Consider the following 21517-nt stretch of genomic DNA (forward strand, 5'->3'; position numbering starts at 1 on the left):
ACACCACGAAAACTCCATGTTTGCTAAGCTCTTGCGTTCCGTCGTTATCGGTCTCATCGTTGCCGGCCTGCTGTTGGTCGCCCTGCCCATGCTGCGCTCTTCCAACGGCCTGTTTGCAGAGAAAACCGAGAATACCAGCGACGAAACACCGGTGAGCTACAACAAGGCGGTGCGCCGCGCCGCACCCGCCGTGGTGAACATCTACAACCGCAACCTGAACGGCGCCACCAACGTGCTGTCGCTCGGTTCCGGCGTGATCATGAACGAGCGCGGTTATATCATCACCAACCGCCACGTGATCAAAGACGCCCAGCAGATCACCGTGGTGTTGCAGGATGGCCGCCGCTACGAAGCGCTGCTGGTCGGCTCCGACGGCCTGACCGATTTGGCGGTGCTGAAGATCGATCCCGGCAACCTGCCGGTGATCCCGACCAACAAAAACCGCGTTGCCCACGTCGGCGACGTAGTGCTGGCGATCGGCAACCCGTATAACCTGGGGCAAACCGTGACTCAGGGTATCCTCAGCGCCACCGGGCGCATCAGTATGAGCACCACCGGCCGGCAAACATTCCTGCAGACCGACGCCTCAATCAACCGCGGCAACTCCGGCGGCGCGCTGGTCAACTCGCTGGGCGAGCTGATCGGTATCAATACCCTGACCTATGACAAAATCACCGATGGCGAAACGCCGGAAGGCCTCGGCTTCGCCATTCCGATCGAACTGGCCACCAAAATCATGGACAAGCTGATCCGCGACGGCCGCGTGATCCGCGGCTATTTCGGTATTCAGGGCAAGGAGATTATTCCACTGCGCTCGTCCAACTCCGGCATCGATCGCCTGCAGGGCATCATCGTGACCGAAATTACGCCGAACGGCCCGGCGAGCAGCGCCGGTTTCCAGATCAACGACATCATCATCAACGTGGATAACAAACCGGCGGTGTCCGTGCTGGAGACCATGGACCAGGTGGCGGAGATCAGGCCGGGCACCGAGATACCGGTCATCGTGCTGCGCGACGGCAAGCGTATTACATTGAAAATGACGGTGGGTGAATTCCCGGAAGACAGCAATTAAAAAAAGGGCCGGCATTGATAGCCGGCCCTTTTATTTTCATCCTGCCGACGCAGCCGCGCCGGCGCGAATCACTTACTCGCCTTTCACGCGCTCGATGTTCGCACCTAGCGCGCGCAGCTTGTCTTCAATACGCTCATAGCCGCGATCGATGTGGTAGATGCGATCGACGACGGTCACGCCGTCGGCGATGCAGCCGGCGATCACCAGGCTGGCGGAAGCACGCAGATCGGTCGCCATTACCTGAGCGCCGGACAGCTGCTCAACGCCATGGCAGATTACGGTGTTGCTCTCGATTTCCGCGTGCGCGCCCATGCGGATCAGTTCCGGGACGTGCATGAAGCGGTTTTCGAAGATGGTCTCGGTGATGACGCCGGTGCCTTCCGCCACCAGGTTCAGCAGGCTGAACTGGGCCTGCATGTCGGTCGGGAAGCCCGGGTGCGGCGCGGTGCGCACGGTGACCGCTTTCGGGCGTTTGCCGTGCATGTCCAGGCTGATCCAGTCTTCGCCCACTTCGATATCGGCACCGGCTTCGCGCAGCTTGGCCAACACCGCATCCAGCGTATCCGGACGGGTGTTGCGGCACATCACTTTGCCACCGGAAACTGCGGCGGCGATCAGGAAGGTGCCGGTCTCGATGCGGTCAGGCAGCACGCGATAAACGCCGCCGCCCAGACGCTCGACACCCTCGATGGTGATTTTGTCGCTGCCGGCGCCGCTGATCTTCGCGCCCAGCGTGTTGAGGAAGTTGGCGGTATCGACAATTTCCGGCTCACGCGCGGCGTTCTCGATAACGGTGGTGCCGGTCGCCAGGGTCGCGGCGCTCATGATGGTTACGGTCGCGCCCACGCTCACCTTGTCCATGACGATGTGCGCGCCCTTCAGGCGGCCCTCGACGGACGCCTTGACGTAACCTTCTTCCAGCTTGATCTCGGCACCCAGCTGCTCCAGGCCAGTGATGTGCAGATCGACCGGACGCGCACCGATCGCGCAGCCGCCCGGCAGGGAAACCTGGCCGCGGCCGAAACGCGCCACCAGCGGCCCCAGCGCCCAGATGGATGCGCGCATGGTTTTCACCAGATCGTAAGGGGCACAGAACTCGTTCACGCCGCTGGCGTCCACGAAGACCGAACCGTTGCGCTCAATCTTGGTACCCAACTGGTTGAGTAGTTTAATGGTGGTGTCAATGTCCTTCAGCTTGGGGACATTCTGCAGCTCGACCGGCTCTTCCGCCAACAGGGCGGCGAACAGGATCGGCAGGGCGGCGTTTTTGGCCCCGGAAATAGACACTTCACCGCTCAGGCGGGTCCGACCCTGCACACGAAATTTATCCATCTGACTACTCTCTGTTATCTAATCTGAAGCTGCCCGCCCGGCAGGGCAAACAGCCTTAAAATCCGTTGAGTTTGCGGTCTCGCTGCCACTCTTCAGGGGTGTACGCCTTGATAGACAAGGCATGAATGCGGTTGTCCGCAATGTATTCCATCAGCGGTGCGTAAACCGTCTGCTGTTTTTTGACGCGGCTCATGCCGGCGAACAGTTCACCGACCACAATCGCTTGAAAATGACTGCCGTCGCCCGTCACATGTGCTTCATCCAGTGCCAATGCCTGCATCAGCACGTCTTTAATCTCGTTGGTTTCCATAGTATCCAGTTCTGCCGCTAAAGGATCATAAACAGCCTAGTATCTTAGTGGAATACGATGTTTTCTTAAACTAAAGAAAAAGCCCCTGCATAACAGGGGCTTTGTATCGTTTTACCACGCAAGGGCGGCGTGAAACGCCGCTAACCGGCGGTATCGACAGGCATTATCGCCTGCAGGTTGTAGAGCGCGATCAGCGTTTTCAGGCGCTCGGTGGCACCGAAAATTTTCAACGCTACGCCGCGCTCGCGCTGCTCTTCCTGCAAATGCAGCAACAGCGCCAGCCCGGCGGAGTCCACGCGCTGCAGTTGCGCCACGTCGATCGCGGTTTTATCCGCCATCAACGCGTCGCGCTGCCGCCACAGCGGCTGCAGCGTTTCCCGGTCCAGTTCACCGCGCAGGATCAGCGTCTGCTGCTCTGATTCGAAGCTGAGCGCTGCCGACATCAGTTTTTCTTGTCCAGCGTGATAGGCTGCGCGGCGGCGGCCTGCAGCTGTTTGGTCAGGCCGTCGATGCCCTGAGTACGCAGCGTAGACGCCCACTCATTCTGCTTGGTGGTGATCATGCTGACGCCTTCGGCGATCATGTCATACGCCTGCCAGTAGCCGGTTTTGCTGTTCTTGCGCCATTGGAAATCCAGACGCACCGGCGGGCGGCCACCGTTGTCGATGATGGTGACGCGAATGGCCACGATGTCGGCATTGCCCAGCGGCTGTTCAGGCGCGATCTGATAAGTTTGGCCGTGGTACATCGCCAGCGCCTGGCCGTAAGCCTGCTCCAGGTAAGACTGGAAGGCGGTGAAGTAGGCTTCGCGCTGCGCAGGCGTCGCCTCTTTATAGTAACGCCCCAGCACCAGCGCGCCGGCGTATTTCACCTGCACGAACGGCATCAGTTCCTGGTGGACGATGGAGCGCAGGTAGTTCGGGTCCTGCTTGATCTTCGGCTGTTCGTTTTTCAAACGGCTGAAGGTCTTCTGCGCCGCGTCTTGCATCATGCTGTAAGGATTGGTTTGGTCGGCTGCGCTCGCCAGCGGTGCAACCACCAGCAGAGCCACCATCAGTAAACGTTTAAACATGCAGGTATCCTCTCTTAATGATTTGGAACAGCGGGTTGCGGTGTGGCGCCGGCAGCCGGCTCAGCGGCCGCGTCTCCCGGTTTGGCGCTGTCCTGACCGCCGCTTTTATACAGGAACTGGCCGATCAGGTCTTCCAGAACCATGGCTGATTTGGTGTCCTGAATGGTGCCGCCGTCTTTCAGGATGGTGGTGCCCATATCAGGATCTTCGAAGCCCACGTTAAGCGCCAGATATTGCTCGCCCAGCAGGCCGGAGGTGCGGATCGCCAGCGAGCTGGTATCCGGGATTTGGTCGTACTTTTTCTGGATATCCAGCGCCACGCGTGGCGTGTAGGTTTTCGAATCGAGTTCGATGTCCGCTACGCGGCCGATCACCACGCCGCCAATTTTCACCGGCGAACGCGGCTTCAGGCCGCCGATGTTGTCGAACGTCGCGTAAATGCGGTAGGTCGGCTCGCTGCCGATCGATTTAAGGTTCGCCACCTGCAGGCAGATAAACACGATAGCGCACAGCGCAATCAGCATAAATGCCCCAACCCAGATTTCACTCTTCTTCGTTTGCATCGAATCAATTCCCAAACATCAGTGCTGTCAGCACGAAATCCAATCCCAACACCGCCAGTGACGAATGCACCACGGTACGCGTCGTCGCCCGGCTAATACCTTCAGAGGTAGGCACGGCGTCGTACCCGTTGAAAATGGCAATCCAGGTTACGGTAATGGCGAATACCACGCTTTTGATCAGGCAGTTGAGCAGATCTTTTTTCCACTCTACGGCGCCCTGCATCGCCGACCAGAAGAAGCCGCTGTCGATGCCCTTCCAGTCCACGCCGACCACCGAGCCGCCCCAAATGCCGATCGCCACGAAAATGATGGTCAACAGCGGCATGCTGATGAACCCCGCCCAGAAGCGCGGCGCCACGATGCGCCGCAGCGGATCGACCGCCATCATTTCCAGGCTGGAGATCTGTTCCGTCGCCTTCATCAGGCCGATTTCCGCCGTGAGCGCGGAACCGGCGCGGCCGGCGAACAGCAGCGCCGTCACCACCGGCCCCAGTTCACGCAGCAGCGACAGCGCCACCATCATGCCGAGGCTGGCCTCGGCGCTGTAGGTGGTGAGCACGATATAGCCCTGCAGGCCCAGCACCATACCGATGAACAGCCCGGAGACCATGATGATCAGCAGCGACTGCACGCCGACGCTGTAGAGCTGTTTCAACAACAGCGGCCACTGCTTGCCGGGTTCCGGCCGGCCAATCAACGCGTTGAACAGCATCAACCCGGCGCGGCCGAAGCTGGCGCTGGTGTTGATGCCACTGCGCCCCAAGGACGCTAACGCTCTTAATAACATGAGCTTATTTACTCCCTAAGCCTAGCAGTTCGGTCTGATAATCCCCGGCCGGATAGCGGAACGGCACCGGCCCATCCGCTATACCATCCAGGAACTGGCGCACGCGCGCATCAGGATTGTTCTGCAATTGCTGCGTGGTGCCTTCGGCGATCACCCGGTGATCGGCCACGATGTAGGCGTAGTCGGCGATGCTCAGCACCTCCGGCACGTCGTGCGACACCACGATGCAGGTAATGCCCAGCGCATGGTTCAGCTCGTCGATCAGCTTGACCAACACCCCCATGGTGATCGGATCCTGGCCGACGAAGGGTTCGTCGAACATGATCATCTCCGGGTCCAGCGCGATCGCGCGCGCCAACGCCGCCCGGCGCGCCATGCCGCCGGAAAGCTCATTGGGCATCAGTTGGGCCGCGCCGCGCAGCCCCACCGCTTCCAGCTTCATCAGCACCGTGCTGCGCAACAAAGGCTCCGGCAGGTTGCTGTGCTCGCGCAGCGGGTAGGCCACGTTTTCGAATACGGTCAAATCGGTAAACAGTGCGCCCGACTGGAACAGCATGCTCATCTTTTTGCGCGCGTCGTATAACTGACGGCGGGACAACGCGGGAATGTTGTCGCCGTCGAACCAAATCTCCCCGCTGTCCGGCGCCAACTGGCCGCCGATCAGGCGCAGCAGCGTGGTTTTGCCGATGCCCGATGGCCCCATGATCGCCGTGACCTTACCGCGAGGCACCGTCAGGTTGATGTCTTCAAATATCCGTCGGTCGCCGCGCGAGAAGCTCATGTCGCGCACTTCGACCAAATTATCTGCCTTTTGGAGCATGTTAATGGACCCTTTACGACTCATCTTTTGCTGAATCTACCCGTGATGTTAAAGCAATGGGCGCAATCCGTCTCATCTTTACAAAAACTTACTGCCATTTCGCAACCAATGGTGCCATTGGTTTTACTTTTCCGCGCCACCCGGTCAAAATTGGCGCCATAACGAAAAAAAACGAAACTGTTCAACTATTAGCCGGGAAAAACCGTTGCTGCGGCTCAAACGCGCGCAACGGAGGGCAAGCAATACCGCCGCATTGACGGCTTTAACCAACGAACCGGGATAATACCCGACAAAGGACCCTGCATGTTTCTCGCGATAGCATTATTAATCGTTGGTTTATTTCTACTGGTGTATGGTGCAGACCGCTTAGTTTATGGTGCTGCCGTGATTTCCCGCTCGCTCGGCGTACCGCCGTTGATCATCGGCATGACCATCGTCGGCATCGGCACTTCGCTGCCGGAGCTGATCGTGTCCACCACCGCCGCGCTGAACGGGCAGATAGATATGGCCGTTGGCAACGTATTAGGGTCCAACATCACCAACATCTTATTGATCCTGGGGGTGGCGGCGCTGATTCACCCGCTGGCCGCGCGCTCCGAGATACTGCGCCGCGAACTGCCGCTGATGTTAGCGGTCACAGTATTGTGCGGTTTCGTGTTGATGGATGGCACCCTGAGCAGGCTGGACGGCGTGCTGCTGCTGGCCGCCGCCGCCGGCTTCATCCTGCTGATGCTGAAAATCGCCCGGCTGGCGCAGCGCGAGGGCAGCGACAGCCTGACCATGGAGCAGATAGCCGAACTGCCGCAGGACAGCAGCAACACCGTGGCGGTGCTGTGGCTGGTGCTGGCGTTTATCATTCTGCCGCTCTCTTCCAGAATGGTGGTCGATAACGCGACGGTGATTGCGCACTATTTCGGCCTGAGCGAACTGGTGGTCGGTTTGACCATTATCGCCATCGGCACCAGCCTGCCCGAACTGGCCACCTCCATCGCCGGAGCGCTGAAGGGCGAGGATGATATGGCGATTGGTAATATCATCGGCTCCAATATTTTCAACACGGTGATCGTGCTGGGCGTCCCCGCCCTGCTGTCGCCGGGTAGCGTGGACGCCGCCGCCTTCCAGCGCGATTACTGGGTGATGCTGGCGGCCAGCGTGCTGCTTAGCGTGCTGTGCATTGGCCGCAAACACCGCATCGGCCACCTGGCGGGCGCGCTGTTATTATGCGGCTTTATTGCGTATCTTGCGGTGCTGTTCTTTAACCCTTTCAGTACTTTCGGCTAAACCGACGGGAATGAGTATGTCGAACATTGAGTTGCAACCGGGCTTCGATTTTCAGCAGGCCGGCAAAGAAGTGCTTCAGATAGAGCGTGAAGGGCTGGCTCAGCTCGACAGCTACATCAACGCAGACTTCACCCGCGCCTGCGAAACGATCGCCGCCTGCGGCGGCAAAGTGGTGGTGATGGGCATGGGCAAATCCGGCCATATCGGCTGCAAGATCGCCGCGACCTTCGCCAGCACCGGCACCCCCTCATTCTTCGTTCACCCGGCGGAAGCCAGCCATGGCGATTTGGGCATGGTCACCCCGCAGGACATCGTGCTCGCCATCTCCAACTCCGGCGAGTCCAGCGAGATCCTGGCGCTGATCCCGGTATTGAAACGCCAACAGATCACCCTCATCTGTATGACCAATAATCCGGAAAGCTCGATGGGCAAGGCGGCGGATATCCACCTGTGCATCAAGGTGCCGCAGGAAGCCTGCCCGCTGGGGCTGGCGCCGACCACCAGCACCACCGCCACGCTGGTGATGGGCGATGCGCTGGCCGTCGCGCTGCTGAAAGCGCGCGGTTTCACGCCGGAAGATTTCGCGCTGTCGCATCCGGGCGGCGCACTCGGCCGCAAACTGCTGCTGCGGGTTAGCGATATCATGCACAGCGGCGACGAAATGCCCCACGTCAGCGCCGACGCTTCATTGCGCGACGCGCTGCTGGAAATCACCCGCAAAAATCTGGGCCTGACGGTTGTCTGCGACGATCTGATGAAAATCGCCGGCATCTTCACCGACGGCGACCTGCGCCGGGTCTTCGACATGGGTATCAACCTGCACGAGGCGAAGATCGCCGACGTCATGACGCCGGGCGGCGTGCGGGTGCGCCCCAACATCCTGGCGGTCGATGCATTGAACCTGATGCAACAACGCCACATCACCGCGCTGCTGGTTGCCGATGGCGACCAACTGCTGGGTGTGGTACATATGCATGACATGCTGCGCGCCGGCGTCGTTTAATTAAGGAATAGAACGGAATGGGTATGGTAGAAACCTGCTACGGGCCGGTAGAACAAGAGGTTATGGCGCGTGCCGGGAACATCCGCCTGTTGATTTGCGACGTTGACGGCGTGTTGTCGGACGGCCTGATCTTCATGGGCAACAACGGTGAAGAACTGAAGGCGTTCAACGTGCGCGACGGCTACGGCATCCGCTGCTTGAAAACCTCGGACATCGAGGTGGCGATCATCACCGGTCGCTCCGCCAAGCTGCTGGAAGACCGCGCGCAGACGCTCGGTATCACCCATCTTTATCAGGGGCAGTCCGATAAGCTTTTGGCCTTCCGCGAACTGTTGGATAAACTGTCGTTAACGGCGGATCAGGTCGCCTATATCGGCGATGACCTGATCGACTGGCCGGTGATGGCGCAGGTCGGCCTGGCGGTCGCGGTGGCGGACGCACATCCGCTGTTGACGCCGCGCGCCCACTACGTCACCCGCATTGCCGGCGGCCGCGGTGCAGTGCGCGAACTGTGCGACATCATTCTTTTGGCTCAAAATAAGCTGGAGGACGCCAAAGGGCTGTCGATATGAGTAAAACCAAACTGTGGATCACCATCCTGTTGACGGTGATCGTTCTGGCGCTGATCGGCTGGAACATGACGGACTTCAGCGACGACACGGCCCCTGGCCCGGTCAACGATAAGGATCCGACCTACCAGAGCCAGCACACGGTCACCGTGGTGTACAACCCGGCCGGCAAGCTGAATTACAAACTGGTGGCGGAAGACGCGAAGTATTACACCGCCGGCGAACTGAGCTGGTTCACCCAGCCGGTAATGACGCTGTTCGATGAGAATGCGGTGGCCACCTGGTCAGTTCGCGCCGATCGCGCCAAACTGACTAAAGACCGGATGCTGTATCTGTATGGTCACGTCGAGGTAAACAGCCTGACCACCACCTCGCAGCTGGAAAAAATTAAGACGGACAACGCTCAGGTAAACCTGGTCACCCAGGACGTCACCTCCGATGACGAAGTCACGCTTTACGGGACCAATTTTACCTCTAACGGCATGAAAATGCGTGGGAACCTGCGGACCAAAACCGCTGAGCTGATTGATAAGGTTAAGACCAACTATGAAATTCAGAACCAAAAACCAACTCCGTAACCTGTTGCTCGGCAGCTTAGTTTTGGCCGCCAGCGCCCCCGCTCTGGCGCTGAAATCCGACTCCAGCCAGCCGGTCAGCATCGACTCGCTCAAACAGTCGTTGGACATGCAGAGCAACGTCAGCACCTTCACCGACAACGTGGTGATCAAACAGGGCACCATCGATATTCGCGCCGACAAGGTGGTGGTCACCCGCCCGGGCGGAGATCAGAATAAGACCTATATTGAAGCGTTCGGCAACCCGGTAACCTTCTACCAGATGCAGGACAGCGGCAAGCCGGTCAAAGGCCACGCGCAGAAAGTGCGTTACGACGTGGCGACCCAGCTGGTGACCCTGACGGGCAACGCCTATCTGGAGCAGCTCGACAGCAACGTGAAAGGCGATCGCATCACCTATCTGGTGCAACAGCAGCAAATGCAGGCGTTTAGCGACAAAGGCAAACGCGTGACAACGGTTCTGGTACCGTCGCAGTTGCAAGACAAAAACGAGCAAAAAAAGAGTAACTAATCACTTATGGCAACACTCATCGCAGAAAACCTGGCGAAAGCCTACAAGGGCCGTAAAGTTGTCGAAGACGTCAGCCTGAAAGTGAAATCCGGCGAGATCGTCGGCCTGCTCGGGCCGAACGGCGCCGGTAAAACCACCACCTTCTACATGGTGGTCGGCATCGTGCCACGCGACGCCGGGCGCATCGTGATCGACGAAGAAGACATCAGCCTGCTGCCACTGCACGCCCGCGCGCGCCGCGGCATCGGCTATCTGCCGCAGGAAGCGTCGATCTTCCGCCGCCTGAGCGTGTACGACAACCTGATGGCGGTGCTGGAGATCCGTCCCGATCTCACCAGCGAACAGCGCGAAGACCGCGCCAAAGAGCTGATGGAAGAGTTCCACATCTCCCATCTGCGCGACAGCCTCGGCCAGGCGCTGTCCGGTGGTGAACGCCGCCGCGTCGAAATCGCCCGCGCGCTGGCGGCCAACCCGAAATTCATTCTGCTGGACGAACCCTTCGCCGGGGTGGATCCGATTTCCGTTATCGACATCAAAAAAATCATCGAGCACCTGCGTGACAGCGGCCTGGGCGTGCTGATCACCGACCACAACGTGCGCGAGACGCTGGACGTATGTGAACGCGCCTACATCGTCAGCCAGGGCAAACTGATTGCCCACGGCACGCCGGATGCTATTCTGGCCGACGAGCAGGTAAAACGCGTTTATCTGGGCGAAGAGTTCCGCCTCTAAGCGCCGGCGCGCCCTGCGGGGCGACACCGTTAACGGAAGTAGACAGAAAACTATGAAGCAAGGTTTGCAACTCAGGCTCAGCCAACAGCTGGCCATGACTCCTCAGCTCCAGCAGGCGATCCGCCTGCTGCAGTTGTCCACGCTTGAGCTTCAGCAAGAGATCCAGCTGGCGCTGGAGAGCAATCCGCTGCTTGAACAGACCGATCTGCACGACGAAATCGACGCCAAAGAAACCCAGGAAACCGAGGGGCTCGATACCCGCGAGGCGCTGGAACAGAAAGACATGCCGGAAGAGCTGCCGCTGGACGCCACCTGGGATGAGATCTACACCGCCGGCACGCCGTCCGGCACCGGCACCGACTACAGCGACGACGAGCTGCCGGTCTATCAGGGCGAGACCACCCAAACGCTGCAGGATTACCTGATGTGGCAGGTAGATCTGACGCCGTTTTCCGATACCGACGCCGCCATCGCCACCTCCATCGTCGACGCGGTGGACGACACCGGCTATCTCACCGTGCCGCTGGAAGACATTCTGGAAAGCCTGGGCGACGAGAACGTGACCCTTGAAGAAGTCGAGGCGGTGTTGAAGCGCGTGCAGCGTTTCGATCCGATCGGCGTCGCCGCGCGCGATCTGCGCGATTGCCTGCTGGTGCAGCTCTCCCAATACGCCAAAGACACCCCTTATCTGGCCGAAGCGCGGCTGATCATCAGCGAGCATCTGGATCTGTTGGCCAACCACGACTTTCGCAGCCTGATGCGATCAACCCGGCTAAAAGAAGATACACTGAAAGAAGCGATGCTGCTGATTCAGTCGCTCGATCCGCGTCCGGGGCAGTCGATCAATACCGGCGAATCGGAATACGTGATCCCGGACGTGCTGGTGCGCAAGACGCAGAACACGTGGACGGTCGAGCTCAACGGCGACAGCGTGCCGCGTTTGAAGATCAATCAGCAGTACGCCGCGCTGGGCAACAGCGCCCGCAGCGAAGCCGACGGCCAGTTCATCCGCAGCAACCTGCAGGAAGCCAAGTGGTTGATTAAAAGCCTGGAAAGCCGCAACGAGACGCTGCTGAAGGTCACCCGCTGCATCGTCAGCCAACAGCAGGCGTTCTTCGAGCAAGGCGAAGAGTTTATGAAACCCATGGTGCTGGCGGATATCGCCCAGGCCGTGGAGATGCATGAATCGACGATCTCGCGCGTCACCACGCAGAAGTTTTTGCACAGCCCGCGCGGCATCTTCGAATTGAAATATTTCTTCTCCAGCCACGTGAATACCGACAGCGGCGGCGAAGCCTCCTCGACGGCGATCCGCGCGTTGGTGAAGAAATTGATTGCGGCGGAAAACCCCGCCAAACCACTCAGCGACAGCAAGCTGGCCACCTTGCTCTCCGATCAGGGGATCATCGTGGCGCGGCGCACCGTCGCCAAGTACCGAGAGTCTTTGTCCATCCCGCCGTCGAACCAGCGTAAACAGTTGGTTTGACCTCTATTGAGAAGGAAGACACTATGCAGCTCAACATTACCGGACACCACATCGAAATCACCGATCCGTTGCGCGAGTTCGTGAACAACAAGTTCGCCAAACTCGAACAGTATTTTGATCGCATCAATCAGGTGTATGTTGTATTAAGTGTGGAAAAAGTGCAGCAAATTGCGGAAGCAACGGTGCACGTGAATGGAGGCGAGTTGCACGCCACCTCGGAAGACGAGAATATGTATGCCGCAATTGATACGCTGATCGACAAATTGGCACGTCAATTGAACAAACATAAAGACAAATTGAAGCAACACTGACACCCTAACCCATTCCATGAGGTTGCATCTGTCGCAGCCTCGCCCTTCGGCGCGTGACCCGCATGGGTGACGCGCCGAACGGTAATCAGGGTTAAAACCGACGAAAAACCGCCTTGCCGGGTGCGCCCGGCGGCGCGGTTTTAAGTGAAGATGAGATGAACAACGAATATATGCAATTAAGCTCGGTGTTAAACATCGAGTGCACCAAAAGCTCGGTACACTGCACCAGCAAGAAGCGGGCTTTGGAAATTATCAGCGAACTGGCCGCCAAACAGCTCAATCTGCCTTCGCAGGTGGTGTTTGACGCGGTTCTCACCCGGGAACGCATGGGCAGCACCGGTATCGGCAACGGTATCGCCATTCCCCACGGCAAACTGGAAGAGGACACACTGCGGGCCGTTGGCGTGTTTATCCGTCTCGACCAACCCATCGCTTTCGACGCTATCGACAACCAGCCGGTCGACCTGCTGTTCGCGCTGCTGGTGCCTGCCGATCAGTGCAAAACCCATTTGCATACCCTGTCGCTGGTCGCCAAACGCCTGGCCGACAAAACCGTATGCCGCCGCCTGCGCGCCGCGCAGAGCGACGAAGAGCTTTACCAAATCATCACCGAGTGATGCCCGGCCGGCGTGACTTCCAGCCCGGATAACGATACTGTTTCACGATGATGGATCCGGCTGCGGCCGGAATAACAAAGTTTCCACCGGTGGCGATGAACGCCGCCGCGATGCCAGGGGAGTTGCCACATGGTGCTGATGATTGTCAGCGGCCGTTCCGGTTCCGGAAAATCCGTCGCCTTGCGGGCGCTGGAAGACATGGGTTTTTACTGCGTTGACAACCTGCCGGTGGTGCTGCTGCCGCAGCTCGCCAACACGCTGGCGGAACGCAATATCTCCGCGGCGGTCAGCATCGACGTGCGCAACATGCCGGAATCGCCGGAAGTGTTCGAATACGCGATGACTCAGCTGCCGGACAGCTTCTCGCCGCAGCTACTGTTCCTCGACGCCGATCGCAATACGCTGATCCGCCGTTACAGCGACACCCGCCGCCTGCACCCGCTCTCCAGCAAAAACCTGTCGCTGGAAAGCGCCATCGACGAAGAGAGCGATCTGCTCGAACCGCTGCGCTCGCGGGCTGACCTGATTATCGACACCTCGGAAATGTCGGTGCACGAGCTGGCCGAAATGCTGCGCACCCGCCTGCTGGGCAAGCGCGAGCGCGAACTGACCATGGTGTTCGAATCCTTCGGCTTCAAGCACGGCATCCCGATCGATGCCGACTACGTGTTCGACGTGCGCTTCCTGCCGAACCCGCACTGGGATCCGAAGCTGCGGCCGATGACCGGTCTGGACAAGCCGGTCGCGTCGTTCCTCGATCGCCATACCGAAGTGCACAACTTCATCTACCAGACCCGCAGCTACCTGGAGCAATGGCTGCCGATGCTGGAAACCAACAACCGCAGCTACCTGACGGTCGCCATCGGCTGTACCGGCGGTAAACACCGCTCGGTGTACGTGGCGGAACAGCTGGCCGATTACTTCCGCTCGCGCGGCAAGAACGTGCAGTCGCGCCATCGCACGCTGGAAAAGCGCAAACAATGACGGTCAAACAGACGGTTGAAATCAAAAACAAGCTGGGCATGCACGCGCGCCCGGCGATGAAACTGTTCGAGCTGGTGCAAAGCTTCGACGCCGAAGTGATGCTGCGCAACGAAAGCGGCACCGAAGCCGAAGCCAGCAGCGTCATCGCGCTGCTGATGCTGGATTCCGCCCAGGGCCGACATATCGAAGTCGAAGCGACCGGCCCCGACGAAGTCAACGCGCTGGCGGCAGTGGTCGAGCTGTTCAACTCCGGGTTTGATGAAGATTAGCCGCTGAGGGCGCGCCTTTGCGCCCAATCCCCCATATCCTCTCCCCCTCAACTCCGGCTCAGGCAGTCCAGCGCCACCGCTTTAAAGCTGTCGAAGCTGTCGCTGCCCAACAGGCGGCTCATTGAGCGTTCACGCACGAAGGTGACGAACAGCTCGTAGATCGCCATCGCCTCTTCATAGTCGCTCTTGCTGATCGCCAGCAGGAAAATCACGTGCGCGACCTCGCCTTCTCCCCAGGCGACGCCCTGCGGAGCCAGCAGCGTCACCACCACGGTCTTTTTGGCCAGCAGCCCCAGCGAGTGCGGCAGCGCGATGCCCTCGCCCAGCAGCGTGGAGACGATCGCCTCGCGTTCGACCACCGACGGATAAAAGTCCGCGCCGACATACCCTTCCCGCTCCAGCTGGCCGCACACCCGGCTGAACAGCTCCGCCTGCGTCAGCGGCTCGTTGAGCACCATGAAATGCTCGGCGTCGAAGAACTTCTCCAGCATGTACGGTCTGGTGCGATCCACCAGCACCAGCTTGCCCAGTTGCTCCAGCTGGTAATCGGTCGGGAACGGCGACATCACCACCACCGGCTTGTTCTTTTCGCCGATGCGGGCGTTGGAAATCACGAAGTCTTCGTCGATATGCGCAAGCATCTCGTAATCGCGCAGCGAGACGATGCGCGTCATCACCAACTGCGGGTACTTGCGCGCAATCTGCGCCTGGATCATGCGCACCGTCGAGTTGCCGGTATCGCACACCAACATCACCTGCGGGTGGCGTTCATAACCGATGTTGTAATGCCGCTCCAGCCCCACGCCGATGTGCAGCACCAGATAGCCGATTTCGTTCTCGCTCAGGGTATAGGGGGTGTATTTGCCCCAGCTGGAGACCGCCGCCAGGGTCACGTCGTAAGCCATCGGATAGTGCTGCTTGATGTTGGCCAGCAGCGGATTGGGGATATTGATCTGGTATTTCACCCGCGTAATCATGGTCTTGATATGGGTGAGCAGATCGGCCCGCAGCTGCTCGTCGCCCTGCAGGTTGTAGTTATAGTGTGCGTTGATGTAGGACAGGATGTAGTCCACCAGCGCTTCTTCATCGTCGGCGTTGATCTCGGTCGGCTGCACGTCCTGCACGCGCCGCGCGGCAATATTGACCCGCAGATAGGCCTCTTCGGCCATCGAGATCTCTTTGCCGGAGGCCGAACGCAGCTCCGTCGCCAGGCGGGTCGACACCTGACGTACCGCGTCGTCGCCGTCTTCCACCTCGAAGTCCGGCAGCGGATAGCCGTCGTTGATGCGCCGCAGCGCCACCGCGCAGTAGAAGATCAGGTACTGCTCGCCCTCGTCGGTCAGGCGAATGGCATATTGCGACAGCAGAGGGTGCAGCAATCCGGCGAATGCCGCTACCTGCGGCTGAAGCAGGATCTCGTTGTTGAGCAGCGGGTTCTCGGCGTCGGCCAGCTGCAGCTGGAATAGCAAATCGGTGAGACAGGCGCGGATCGCCATCTCCGCGCCGAACAGCTTCATGCCGTAGCGCGGCTTGGTTTCGATCGTCAATTGATAGTGCGCCAGGCGCTCTCTCACCTCAGCCATGTCGTTTTGCAACGTACCGCGACTGACGAACCACTCGTCGGCCAGATCTTCCAGTTTGAGGGAGAAGGCTGAGGTCAAAAAACGCACCAGCAGATAATGCACTCGCTCCTGCGCGCTGCGCGGGGTGGCGTGCTTGCGGCGCTCCTGATGCTGCAGGGCGCTGAACAACGCGGCGTTATCGACCTGCAGGCGATAGCCGGCCCCGCGGTTATGCACGAAACGCGCGCCGTATTTGTCCAGAATCTCGTTCAGCGCAGTGATGTCCGCCCGCACCGTGCGGGTGGACACGGCGAAACGCTTCGCCAGCTCATCCTGCGGCAAAGTCTCGGTTTGCAAAGCATCGAACAAGTAAGCCAAACGCGGGTAAGGAAATCGCACCATTCTGTGTCCGTCAATCAGGCAACCCGCCCGGTGAACCGGGCGGGCCACGGGTTACTTCGGCGGCGGCAGGAACGCCATTTGCGAGGGGCTGCCGATCGGCAGATAGCCGCCCACAAAGCTGAGTTTGCCGTCCGTCGGGTTTACGCTGAAGCGGGTGACGTTATCGCTGCGCTGGTTCAACGCATACAGATAGCGGCCATCCGGGCTCAGCGCCAGCGAACGCGGGTAATCGCCACGCGTCCAGGTTTCCGCCACCGGCCTCAACTCACCGCCGGCGCCCACGCTGAACTGGGCAATGCTGTTATGCAGCCGGTTAGCGACGTACAACGTGTCGCCGTTCTTGCTGAGTGCCAGCCCCGCAGCGAAGCTGGTCCCCTGATAGTCGGCGGGCAGCGCGGAAACCGCATGCAGTTGTTTCAGAGTACCTTTTTGGCGATCAAAACGGTAGCTGGTCAACGTCGAAGCCTCTTCGTTCACCAGCAGCACGGTTTCGCCGTCCGGATGGAACACAAAGTGACGCGGCCCCGCGCCGGCGGAAGAGGCGGCGATCCACGGCGGATCGTTCGGCGTCAGCCGGCCGCTCACGGCGTCAAAGCGCCATTGGTAGATGCGATCCAACCCCAGATCGGTGGAGAACACGAACTTGCCGCTCGGATCGCTGGCGATCATATGGGCATGCGGGCCGTTGTGATCGCTGATGGCGAAGCTGCCGTTCACCGCCGCCGCCGGTTTGGCCGCGCCCGCCGGGCCCTGCTGTTGCTGCACCGAGCTGGCGGCGCCCAGGCTGCCGTCCGCTTCGATCGGGAAAGCCGCCACGCTGCCGCTGACGTAGTTCGCCACCAGCAGATGGCGCCCGTCCGGCGTCGATGAGAGATACACCGGCCCCGCCCCCTGCGAATCCACCTGGTTGAGCTGCGTCAGGCCGCCGTCGGCCGGATTGACCCGGTAAGCAGTGATGCCGCCGTGTTTGCCGCCGTTGAAATCGGCCACTTCGCTGGCGACATACAGCGTCTTGCCATCGGCGCCCAGCGTCAGCTGCGCCGGATTCGGCACTTTGCTGACCAGCGTAGTGTGGCTCAGCGCTCCGCTGGCCGGATCGACCTGCACCCGGTAAACGCCTTCGCCGTTGGGATTGTAGGTGCCGATATAGGCGAAATGAGATGACGTGGAATTCATTGCATCCTCAGCATGCAGCGCCGGGCCAGTCACGGCCAGCAGCGCCAGGAACAACGCGGTGCGTCGGGTTGGAACCTGCCAGTTTCGCATAGTAATCCTCAGTATATATCCGTCATCTTTCAAGCCGCAGCGTTGTTGGCTACGCAGTTACTCGGCCCATCCATGGGCCTCACCCCTTCGGGGCCGCTGCAAGCAGCGTTTAAATCTGCTCCCGGCAGATTTTTCACCCCAGTCACTTACTTAAGTAAGCTCCTGGGGCTCCTACGCTTGCCGCCTAGCTGCAACTTGAAAGCTATAGACTATAGGTAACGGCGGCGCGGCATGCCGCGCCACGGGAAAACCTTCGCCTCCCAGCGTTTACCTCATCCCATTGCGCGTTCAGCCCACCAGCTTTTTGGTCATCGCCAGCAGGGTTTTCACGTCCTGCGGACGCGTGTCGCCGCTGGCGGCGTCAATGATCGAGCTGTAGATATGCGGGATCACGCGTTTCACGCCGGCCGCCAGGGCGATCTCGACGATCGGCTCGTAGTTCTCCAGATCGATGCCGCCGGTCGGCTCCAGCATAAAGTCATGCTCGGCGCAGGCCTTGGCTACGTACTGGTATTCGTCCTTGCACTTCAGACCGCCCATCGGGAAATACTTGATGGAGCTGCCGCCCATGTCCTTCAACAAGGCGATGGCGGTTTCCACCGGCACGATGCCGTCCGGCGCTGCGGCGCTCAATGGGCCGGTAGAGATCTTCACCCAGCCGACGCGCCCGGTTGGCGACACCAGGCCGTTGACCACGCTGTCGTTCTGGCCCAGCAGCGCGCGGCTGGCGCCGACGCCGGTAAACACCTGGTTAACGTGCTGCGGCTGCACCTGCTGAGCGATCAGGCTGACCATCGCCGACTGCTTCGGATCGCCGGCGCCCAGGCCGACCGAGAGCGCGTTTTCAATCAGGCGCGCATAGCGCAGCATATCGGTCACCGCGCTGTCGACGTCCGGGTAGTTCTTGGAGAGCACGCCCACCAGCACATGGCCTTCCGCCGCGGCGTAGATGTCCTGCGCGTTGGCTTTGGAGCCGGCCAGCACGTTCAGGCAGACGCGGTCGCGATAGTAGTTAGGCTGTAGCTTCATGCTTGTTTCTCCGTAAACAGGTTTTTGATACAGCTAAAAACGGTCATCAGCTGTTGCTCGTCGACGCTGCGCACGTCGACCTCAATCTTGCCCTCGTTGGCCTTGTAGCCGCGGAAGTAGATGGCGATGTCGCCGGTTTTCAGCGCCTGGACGATGTCATAGGTCGACCGCCCCAGCACCGCCTCGTCGAAGGCGATCTCGGCGCGGGCGATATCACGGCCGGCGCTGTCCCAGACGGTCTTGGCGCTGACGCCGGTCAGGATGTTGAGGCTGTCGAGGAACGGCGTCATCCGCTCCACCATCTGTTGCCCGGTGGTTTTCTCAAGCGTCAGATAGCTTTCAATCGCCTGCGTCAGGCCGAGGATGCCCTCTTTGCCGACCTTCATCGCCCGACCGATACCGCCGGACTGCAGCTTCACCCACTCGACGTACTGTTTCTTGCCGATAACCAGGCCGCTGGTCGGCCCTTCGATGGCTTTGGCGCCGCTGTAGATCACCAGATCGGCCCCCATCTGGTAGTAACACATCAGATCTTCTTCCGCCGCGGCGTCGACGATCAGCGGCAGGTTATGCTTGCGCGCCACCACTGCCGCCTGTTCGACGGACAAAATGCTTTTCTGCACGCAGTGGTGCGATTTGACGTACAGGATCGCCGCCGTCTGCGGCGTGATGCAGGCTTCAATCTGCTCCGGCGAACATTCGTTGGCGTAGCCCGCCTCCACCACCTTGCCGCCGCCCAGCGCCACCATGGTGTCCACCGGTGCGCCGAAGTTGACGTTGTGCCCGCGCGGCAACACGATCTCGCGCGGCACGGCGATCGGCGCCGAGTGCAGGTTCACCAGCAGATTGGCGTTATCTTTGACGATCACTGCCGCCACCGACTGGGCAATGCCCGCCGAGGCGCAGGAAACGATCACCGCGTCCTCCACGTTGAGCAGGTCGGCGATATAGGCGCCGGTCTTGTTGACCAGATCCTTGATTTCGAAATAGTGATTCAGACCGTAGTCAACGGCGTCGATCACGTCCTGGCGCGGCGTGGAAACGCCGAGAATAGTCATGCGGCCGGAGGTGTTGATCACCTGCTTCAAACCGTATTTTTCATAAATCGAAGACATGGGCTGCCTCCCCTTGTTCGGTTAATAGGATTTCCCCGGCCACCACCGCGGCCAGCGGCACCAACAGCTGTTCGCCCTCGGCGGTTTGCCCTTCGGCGTCGGCAAACACCTGCGGTTCGCGGCGCAGTTCAAACAGCGTGAAATCGGCGTCATAGCCCGGCTCCAGCCGCCCTTTGCCGCTGAGTTGCAGCGCCGACGCGGCGTTCTCCGTGACGCAGGTGATCACCTGCGGCAGCGTCAGGCCGACGCTGAAGAATTTGGACATCACCGTCGCCAGGCTGTGCACCGGCCCGTTCATGCGGTTGCGGCAGTAAATATCGGAGCTGATGGTATGCGGCAAAATACCCAGCGTGATCGCCTGGCGCGCCACCTCGAAGCTGAAGCTGGCGGTGCCGTGCCCCACGTCGAGCAACACGCCGCGCCGCAGCGCGCGCTGGATCGACTCGCGCAGCGTCCCCGCCGGCGTCAGAATGCGGTTCGGTTTGCCGTTGTAGCAGTGGGTGATGATGTCGCCACGGGTCAACAGATCGGCGATCTCGTCCAGATTCGGCGGGTTGTTGCCGATATGCACCATCAGCGGCAGCTGGCGGTTTTCTCGTTGGATCTCTTTGGCCAACACCAGCGGCCGGGTGCCGTTCTTGCCCACCACGCTGCTGCTCATGCGCGCCTTGATGCCGATGATGAAGCCGGGATGGTTGGCGATGGCCTGGCCGGCCTCGCGCTTGTCGATGTCAGTCAACTCCGCCAGCTCGTTCTGCCGCAGCAGGCCAATGCGCGAGATGTTGAGGAAGGCGAACACGTTGGTTTTGGCGCTGCGCGTCAGCTGATAAAAGGCGTCGATATCGTCGGCGCCGGTGCTGCCGGCATCGACCACGCTGGTGACGCCGCTGGCGACACCGACCCGATCCGGCTCGTCATGGTAAATCGGCGATTCGGGATAGCAGTGCACGTGCGCATCGATCCAACCGGCGCTCAGGCGGCAGTTGCCCGCCAGATCCAGTTGGCGAACGGCGCTGACGTCCGCCGCCAACCGCCCCACCGAGGCTATTTTGCCGTCTTTCACCGCCAGATCGATCAGCGTGTCGTCCGCCAGTCTGGCGCCTCTGATTACTAAGTCATACATACCGCATTGCTCCTGTTAGCCCGGGCGCCACCGCAGCATCGGGCGGCGCCTGGCGCAGGCCTCTTAAGAAATGGCTACCGGGAAGATCGCCCCCAGGATCATCGCGCCGAGGATCGCTCCGCCGGTGATCGGTTTACCCCAGATATAGAACAGCAGCGCGCCGAGCAGCGAACCGATGCCGATCGGGATCGAGGCGGTCATCGCCGACAGGATGATCAACGGTCCGAGGAAGCGGCCCGACGAGTTGCCCGCCCCCATCATCACGTCCGCCCCGTAGGTGGAGTTGCTCTGATTGATGGTGAATTTGCGCGCCAGGATGATCACGTAACCGATCGCCAGGCCGATGATCAGGCCGGTGGCCAGCGAAGCGGCGAAGTTGGCGACCGGGAACACGATGCCGGCCCCCAAAAGCAGCGCCGGTACGCCCAGCCCGACGCCGGTCTGGATCGCGCCACCGATGTCCAGGATGCCCACCAGCGAGCCTTCGATGATGCGCGCGAACAGGAAGCTGGCGCCGAACGCCGCCACCGCGCCGTACACGCCGGTATCCATCCCCGCTCGCAGCATGGAAACGAAGGCCACTTCGTTAAAGGCGCCGATGCCGTACAGGTAGTACATGTGCGTCCCGGCGAACACGCCGGAGGACAGCAGACCAACAAAAATCGGGAATGACCAGTCGGCGTACCAGAAGCCTTTTTGGGTTTGCTCTTCCATCATCCCGCT

At 60.3% G+C, this 21517-nt stretch carries 25 protein-coding genes; 12 read left to right on the plus strand and 13 right to left on the minus strand.

What is annotated here, in order from left to right; all coding sequences use genetic code 11:
• Positions 1-16 precede the first annotated feature (16 nt).
• The gene (gene degS, locus C9411_RS11405) at positions 17-1075 is read left to right on the plus strand and encodes an outer membrane-stress sensor serine endopeptidase DegS (RefSeq protein WP_063988603.1); all 1059 of its coding nucleotides are present in this window, start codon (positions 17-19) and stop codon (positions 1073-1075) included.
• Between the two features lie 72 nt (positions 1076-1147).
• Here the strand turns inward: degS and murA are convergent, their stop codons facing one another.
• From murA to mlaF, 7 genes are all read right to left on the minus strand, one after another.
• Positions 1148-2407 carry a UDP-N-acetylglucosamine 1-carboxyvinyltransferase gene (gene murA, locus C9411_RS11410; RefSeq protein ID WP_004937068.1) on the minus strand — a complete coding sequence of 420 codons (1260 nt, stop codon included), beginning with the start codon at positions 2405-2407 and terminating at the stop codon, positions 1148-1150.
• Between the two features lie 55 nt (positions 2408-2462).
• Positions 2463-2717: a BolA family iron metabolism protein IbaG gene (gene ibaG, locus C9411_RS11415; RefSeq protein ID WP_025304370.1), complete on the minus strand. Its 255-nt coding sequence runs from the start codon at positions 2715-2717 to the stop codon at positions 2463-2465.
• 140 nt (positions 2718-2857) lie between these two features.
• Entirely contained in the window at positions 2858-3160 is a 303-nt protein-coding gene (gene mlaB, locus C9411_RS11420) for a lipid asymmetry maintenance protein MlaB (protein ID WP_016930202.1), read from the minus strand.
• A complete protein-coding gene (mlaC, locus tag C9411_RS11425; RefSeq protein ID WP_063988602.1) occupies positions 3160-3789 on the minus strand; it encodes a phospholipid-binding protein MlaC in 630 nt (209 codons plus the stop codon). The genes mlaB and mlaC overlap by 1 nt, the downstream gene beginning before the upstream one ends.
• Positions 3790-3803: 14 nt before the next feature.
• Positions 3804-4352, minus strand: coding sequence for an outer membrane lipid asymmetry maintenance protein MlaD (gene mlaD, locus C9411_RS11430; RefSeq protein WP_063988601.1), 549 nt, complete (start codon positions 4350-4352; stop codon positions 3804-3806).
• Positions 4353-4356: 4 nt separating this feature from the next.
• Positions 4357-5139 carry a lipid asymmetry maintenance ABC transporter permease subunit MlaE gene (gene mlaE / locus C9411_RS11435; RefSeq protein ID WP_085337184.1) on the minus strand — a complete coding sequence of 261 codons (783 nt, stop codon included), beginning with the start codon at positions 5137-5139 and terminating at the stop codon, positions 4357-4359.
• Between the two features lie 4 nt (positions 5140-5143).
• A complete protein-coding gene (gene mlaF, locus C9411_RS11440; protein WP_028127533.1) occupies positions 5144-5959 on the minus strand; it encodes a phospholipid ABC transporter ATP-binding protein MlaF in 816 nt (271 codons plus the stop codon).
• 303 nt (positions 5960-6262) lie between these two features.
• On the opposite strand from mlaF, the gene C9411_RS11445 reads away from it, so the two are divergent.
• The 11 genes from C9411_RS11445 to npr all read left to right on the plus strand — a co-directional run bounded on the left by C9411_RS11445 (position 6263) and on the right by npr (position 14297).
• On the plus strand, positions 6263-7240 hold the full coding sequence (locus C9411_RS11445; protein ID WP_025160120.1) for a calcium/sodium antiporter: 978 nt from the start codon (positions 6263-6265) through the stop codon (positions 7238-7240).
• Positions 7241-7256: 16 nt separating this feature from the next.
• Positions 7257-8243, plus strand: coding sequence for an arabinose-5-phosphate isomerase KdsD (kdsD, locus tag C9411_RS11450; RefSeq protein ID WP_025304376.1), 987 nt, complete (start codon positions 7257-7259; stop codon positions 8241-8243).
• A gap of 17 nt (positions 8244-8260) precedes the next feature.
• Positions 8261-8815, plus strand: coding sequence for a 3-deoxy-manno-octulosonate-8-phosphatase KdsC (kdsC, locus tag C9411_RS11455; RefSeq protein WP_021505108.1), 555 nt, complete (start codon positions 8261-8263; stop codon positions 8813-8815).
• Positions 8812-9390 (plus strand): LPS export ABC transporter periplasmic protein LptC, encoded by a 579-nt coding sequence (gene lptC, locus C9411_RS11460; protein ID WP_063988600.1) that lies wholly within the window; start codon positions 8812-8814, stop codon positions 9388-9390. Before kdsC ends, lptC begins: the two co-directional genes overlap by 4 nt.
• Positions 9359-9898 (plus strand): lipopolysaccharide ABC transporter substrate-binding protein LptA, encoded by a 540-nt coding sequence (lptA, locus tag C9411_RS11465; RefSeq protein WP_004937045.1) that lies wholly within the window; start codon positions 9359-9361, stop codon positions 9896-9898. The genes lptC and lptA overlap by 32 nt, the downstream gene beginning before the upstream one ends.
• 6 nt (positions 9899-9904) lie before the next feature.
• Positions 9905-10630, plus strand: coding sequence for an LPS export ABC transporter ATP-binding protein (gene lptB / locus C9411_RS11470; protein WP_004937040.1), 726 nt, complete (start codon positions 9905-9907; stop codon positions 10628-10630).
• 52 nt (positions 10631-10682) lie between these two features.
• On the plus strand, positions 10683-12116 hold the full coding sequence (rpoN, locus tag C9411_RS11475; RefSeq protein WP_107227087.1) for an RNA polymerase factor sigma-54: 1434 nt from the start codon (positions 10683-10685) through the stop codon (positions 12114-12116).
• Positions 12117-12139: 23 nt separating this feature from the next.
• Positions 12140-12427 (plus strand): ribosome hibernation promoting factor, encoded by a 288-nt coding sequence (gene hpf, locus C9411_RS11480; RefSeq protein WP_004937038.1) that lies wholly within the window; start codon positions 12140-12142, stop codon positions 12425-12427.
• Positions 12428-12582: 155 nt separating this feature from the next.
• Complete coding sequence (ptsN, locus tag C9411_RS11485) at positions 12583-13044, plus strand: PTS IIA-like nitrogen regulatory protein PtsN (RefSeq protein ID WP_016930212.1); 462 nt, start codon at positions 12583-12585, stop codon at positions 13042-13044.
• A 129-nt stretch (positions 13045-13173) separates the two neighbouring features.
• Positions 13174-14028 carry an RNase adapter RapZ gene (rapZ, locus tag C9411_RS11490; RefSeq protein WP_015379177.1) on the plus strand — a complete coding sequence of 285 codons (855 nt, stop codon included), beginning with the start codon at positions 13174-13176 and terminating at the stop codon, positions 14026-14028.
• Positions 14025-14297, plus strand: coding sequence for a PTS phosphocarrier protein NPr (gene npr / locus C9411_RS11495; protein ID WP_004937034.1), 273 nt, complete (start codon positions 14025-14027; stop codon positions 14295-14297). Before rapZ ends, npr begins: the two co-directional genes overlap by 4 nt.
• A 47-nt stretch (positions 14298-14344) precedes the next feature.
• On the opposite strand, the gene C9411_RS11500 is transcribed toward npr, so the two are convergent.
• From C9411_RS11500 to C9411_RS11525, 6 genes are all read right to left on the minus strand, one after another.
• Positions 14345-16261 carry a transcription antiterminator gene (locus C9411_RS11500; protein ID WP_107227088.1) on the minus strand — a complete coding sequence of 639 codons (1917 nt, stop codon included), beginning with the start codon at positions 16259-16261 and terminating at the stop codon, positions 14345-14347.
• Between the two features lie 51 nt (positions 16262-16312).
• Positions 16313-17527, minus strand: coding sequence for a lactonase family protein (locus C9411_RS11505; protein WP_063988597.1), 1215 nt, complete (start codon positions 17525-17527; stop codon positions 16313-16315).
• A gap of 288 nt (positions 17528-17815) precedes the next feature.
• On the minus strand, positions 17816-18556 hold the full coding sequence (locus C9411_RS11510; protein WP_033648993.1) for a KDGP aldolase family protein: 741 nt from the start codon (positions 18554-18556) through the stop codon (positions 17816-17818).
• Positions 18553-19671 carry a DgaE family pyridoxal phosphate-dependent ammonia lyase gene (locus C9411_RS11515; protein ID WP_107227089.1) on the minus strand — a complete coding sequence of 373 codons (1119 nt, stop codon included), beginning with the start codon at positions 19669-19671 and terminating at the stop codon, positions 18553-18555. The genes C9411_RS11510 and C9411_RS11515 overlap by 4 nt, the downstream gene beginning before the upstream one ends.
• On the minus strand, positions 19655-20794 hold the full coding sequence (locus tag C9411_RS11520) for an amidohydrolase/deacetylase family metallohydrolase (RefSeq protein WP_063988595.1): 1140 nt from the start codon (positions 20792-20794) through the stop codon (positions 19655-19657). The genes C9411_RS11515 and C9411_RS11520 overlap by 17 nt, the downstream gene beginning before the upstream one ends.
• Before the next feature lie 63 nt (positions 20795-20857).
• Complete coding sequence (locus C9411_RS11525; RefSeq protein ID WP_004937013.1) at positions 20858-21508, minus strand: DUF4310 family protein; 651 nt, start codon at positions 21506-21508, stop codon at positions 20858-20860.
• Positions 21509-21517: the final 9 nt, after the last annotated feature.

This window comes from Serratia sp. Nf2 (genome assembly GCF_003028435.1).
GTDB lineage: Bacteria > Pseudomonadota > Gammaproteobacteria > Enterobacterales > Enterobacteriaceae > Serratia > Serratia marcescens_L.

Bases quoted from the DNA above. Each gene is read 5' to 3' on its own strand.
- degS (WP_063988603.1), top strand. From the start codon at position 17: ATGTTTGCTAAGCTCTTGCGTTCCGTCGTTATCGGTCTCATCGTTGCC.
- murA (WP_004937068.1), bottom strand. From the start codon at position 2,407: ATGGATAAATTTCGTGTGCAGGGTCGGACCCGCCTGAGCGGTGAAGTG.
- ibaG (WP_025304370.1), bottom strand. From the start codon at position 2,717: ATGGAAACCAACGAGATTAAAGACGTGCTGATGCAGGCATTGGCACTG.
- mlaB (WP_016930202.1), bottom strand. From the start codon at position 3,160: ATGTCGGCAGCGCTCAGCTTCGAATCAGAGCAGCAGACGCTGATCCTG.
- mlaC (WP_063988602.1), bottom strand. From the start codon at position 3,789: ATGTTTAAACGTTTACTGATGGTGGCTCTGCTGGTGGTTGCACCGCTG.
- mlaD (WP_063988601.1), bottom strand. From the start codon at position 4,352: ATGCAAACGAAGAAGAGTGAAATCTGGGTTGGGGCATTTATGCTGATT.
- mlaE (WP_085337184.1), bottom strand. From the start codon at position 5,139: ATGTTATTAAGAGCGTTAGCGTCCTTGGGGCGCAGTGGCATCAACACC.
- mlaF (WP_028127533.1), bottom strand. From the start codon at position 5,959: ATGCTCCAAAAGGCAGATAATTTGGTCGAAGTGCGCGACATGAGCTTC.
- C9411_RS11445 (WP_025160120.1), top strand. From the start codon at position 6,263: ATGTTTCTCGCGATAGCATTATTAATCGTTGGTTTATTTCTACTGGTG.
- kdsD (WP_025304376.1), top strand. From the start codon at position 7,257: ATGTCGAACATTGAGTTGCAACCGGGCTTCGATTTTCAGCAGGCCGGC.
- kdsC (WP_021505108.1), top strand. From the start codon at position 8,261: ATGGGTATGGTAGAAACCTGCTACGGGCCGGTAGAACAAGAGGTTATG.
- lptC (WP_063988600.1), top strand. From the start codon at position 8,812: ATGAGTAAAACCAAACTGTGGATCACCATCCTGTTGACGGTGATCGTT.
- lptA (WP_004937045.1), top strand. From the start codon at position 9,359: ATGAAATTCAGAACCAAAAACCAACTCCGTAACCTGTTGCTCGGCAGC.
- lptB (WP_004937040.1), top strand. From the start codon at position 9,905: ATGGCAACACTCATCGCAGAAAACCTGGCGAAAGCCTACAAGGGCCGT.
- rpoN (WP_107227087.1), top strand. From the start codon at position 10,683: ATGAAGCAAGGTTTGCAACTCAGGCTCAGCCAACAGCTGGCCATGACT.
- hpf (WP_004937038.1), top strand. From the start codon at position 12,140: ATGCAGCTCAACATTACCGGACACCACATCGAAATCACCGATCCGTTG.
- ptsN (WP_016930212.1), top strand. From the start codon at position 12,583: ATGAACAACGAATATATGCAATTAAGCTCGGTGTTAAACATCGAGTGC.
- rapZ (WP_015379177.1), top strand. From the start codon at position 13,174: ATGGTGCTGATGATTGTCAGCGGCCGTTCCGGTTCCGGAAAATCCGTC.
- npr (WP_004937034.1), top strand. From the start codon at position 14,025: ATGACGGTCAAACAGACGGTTGAAATCAAAAACAAGCTGGGCATGCAC.
- C9411_RS11500 (WP_107227088.1), bottom strand. From the start codon at position 16,261: ATGGTGCGATTTCCTTACCCGCGTTTGGCTTACTTGTTCGATGCTTTG.
- C9411_RS11505 (WP_063988597.1), bottom strand. From the start codon at position 17,527: ATGCGAAACTGGCAGGTTCCAACCCGACGCACCGCGTTGTTCCTGGCG.
- C9411_RS11510 (WP_033648993.1), bottom strand. From the start codon at position 18,556: ATGAAGCTACAGCCTAACTACTATCGCGACCGCGTCTGCCTGAACGTG.
- C9411_RS11515 (WP_107227089.1), bottom strand. From the start codon at position 19,671: ATGTCTTCGATTTATGAAAAATACGGTTTGAAGCAGGTGATCAACACC.
- C9411_RS11520 (WP_063988595.1), bottom strand. From the start codon at position 20,794: ATGTATGACTTAGTAATCAGAGGCGCCAGACTGGCGGACGACACGCTG.
- C9411_RS11525 (WP_004937013.1), bottom strand. From the start codon at position 21,508: ATGGAAGAGCAAACCCAAAAAGGCTTCTGGTACGCCGACTGGTCATTC.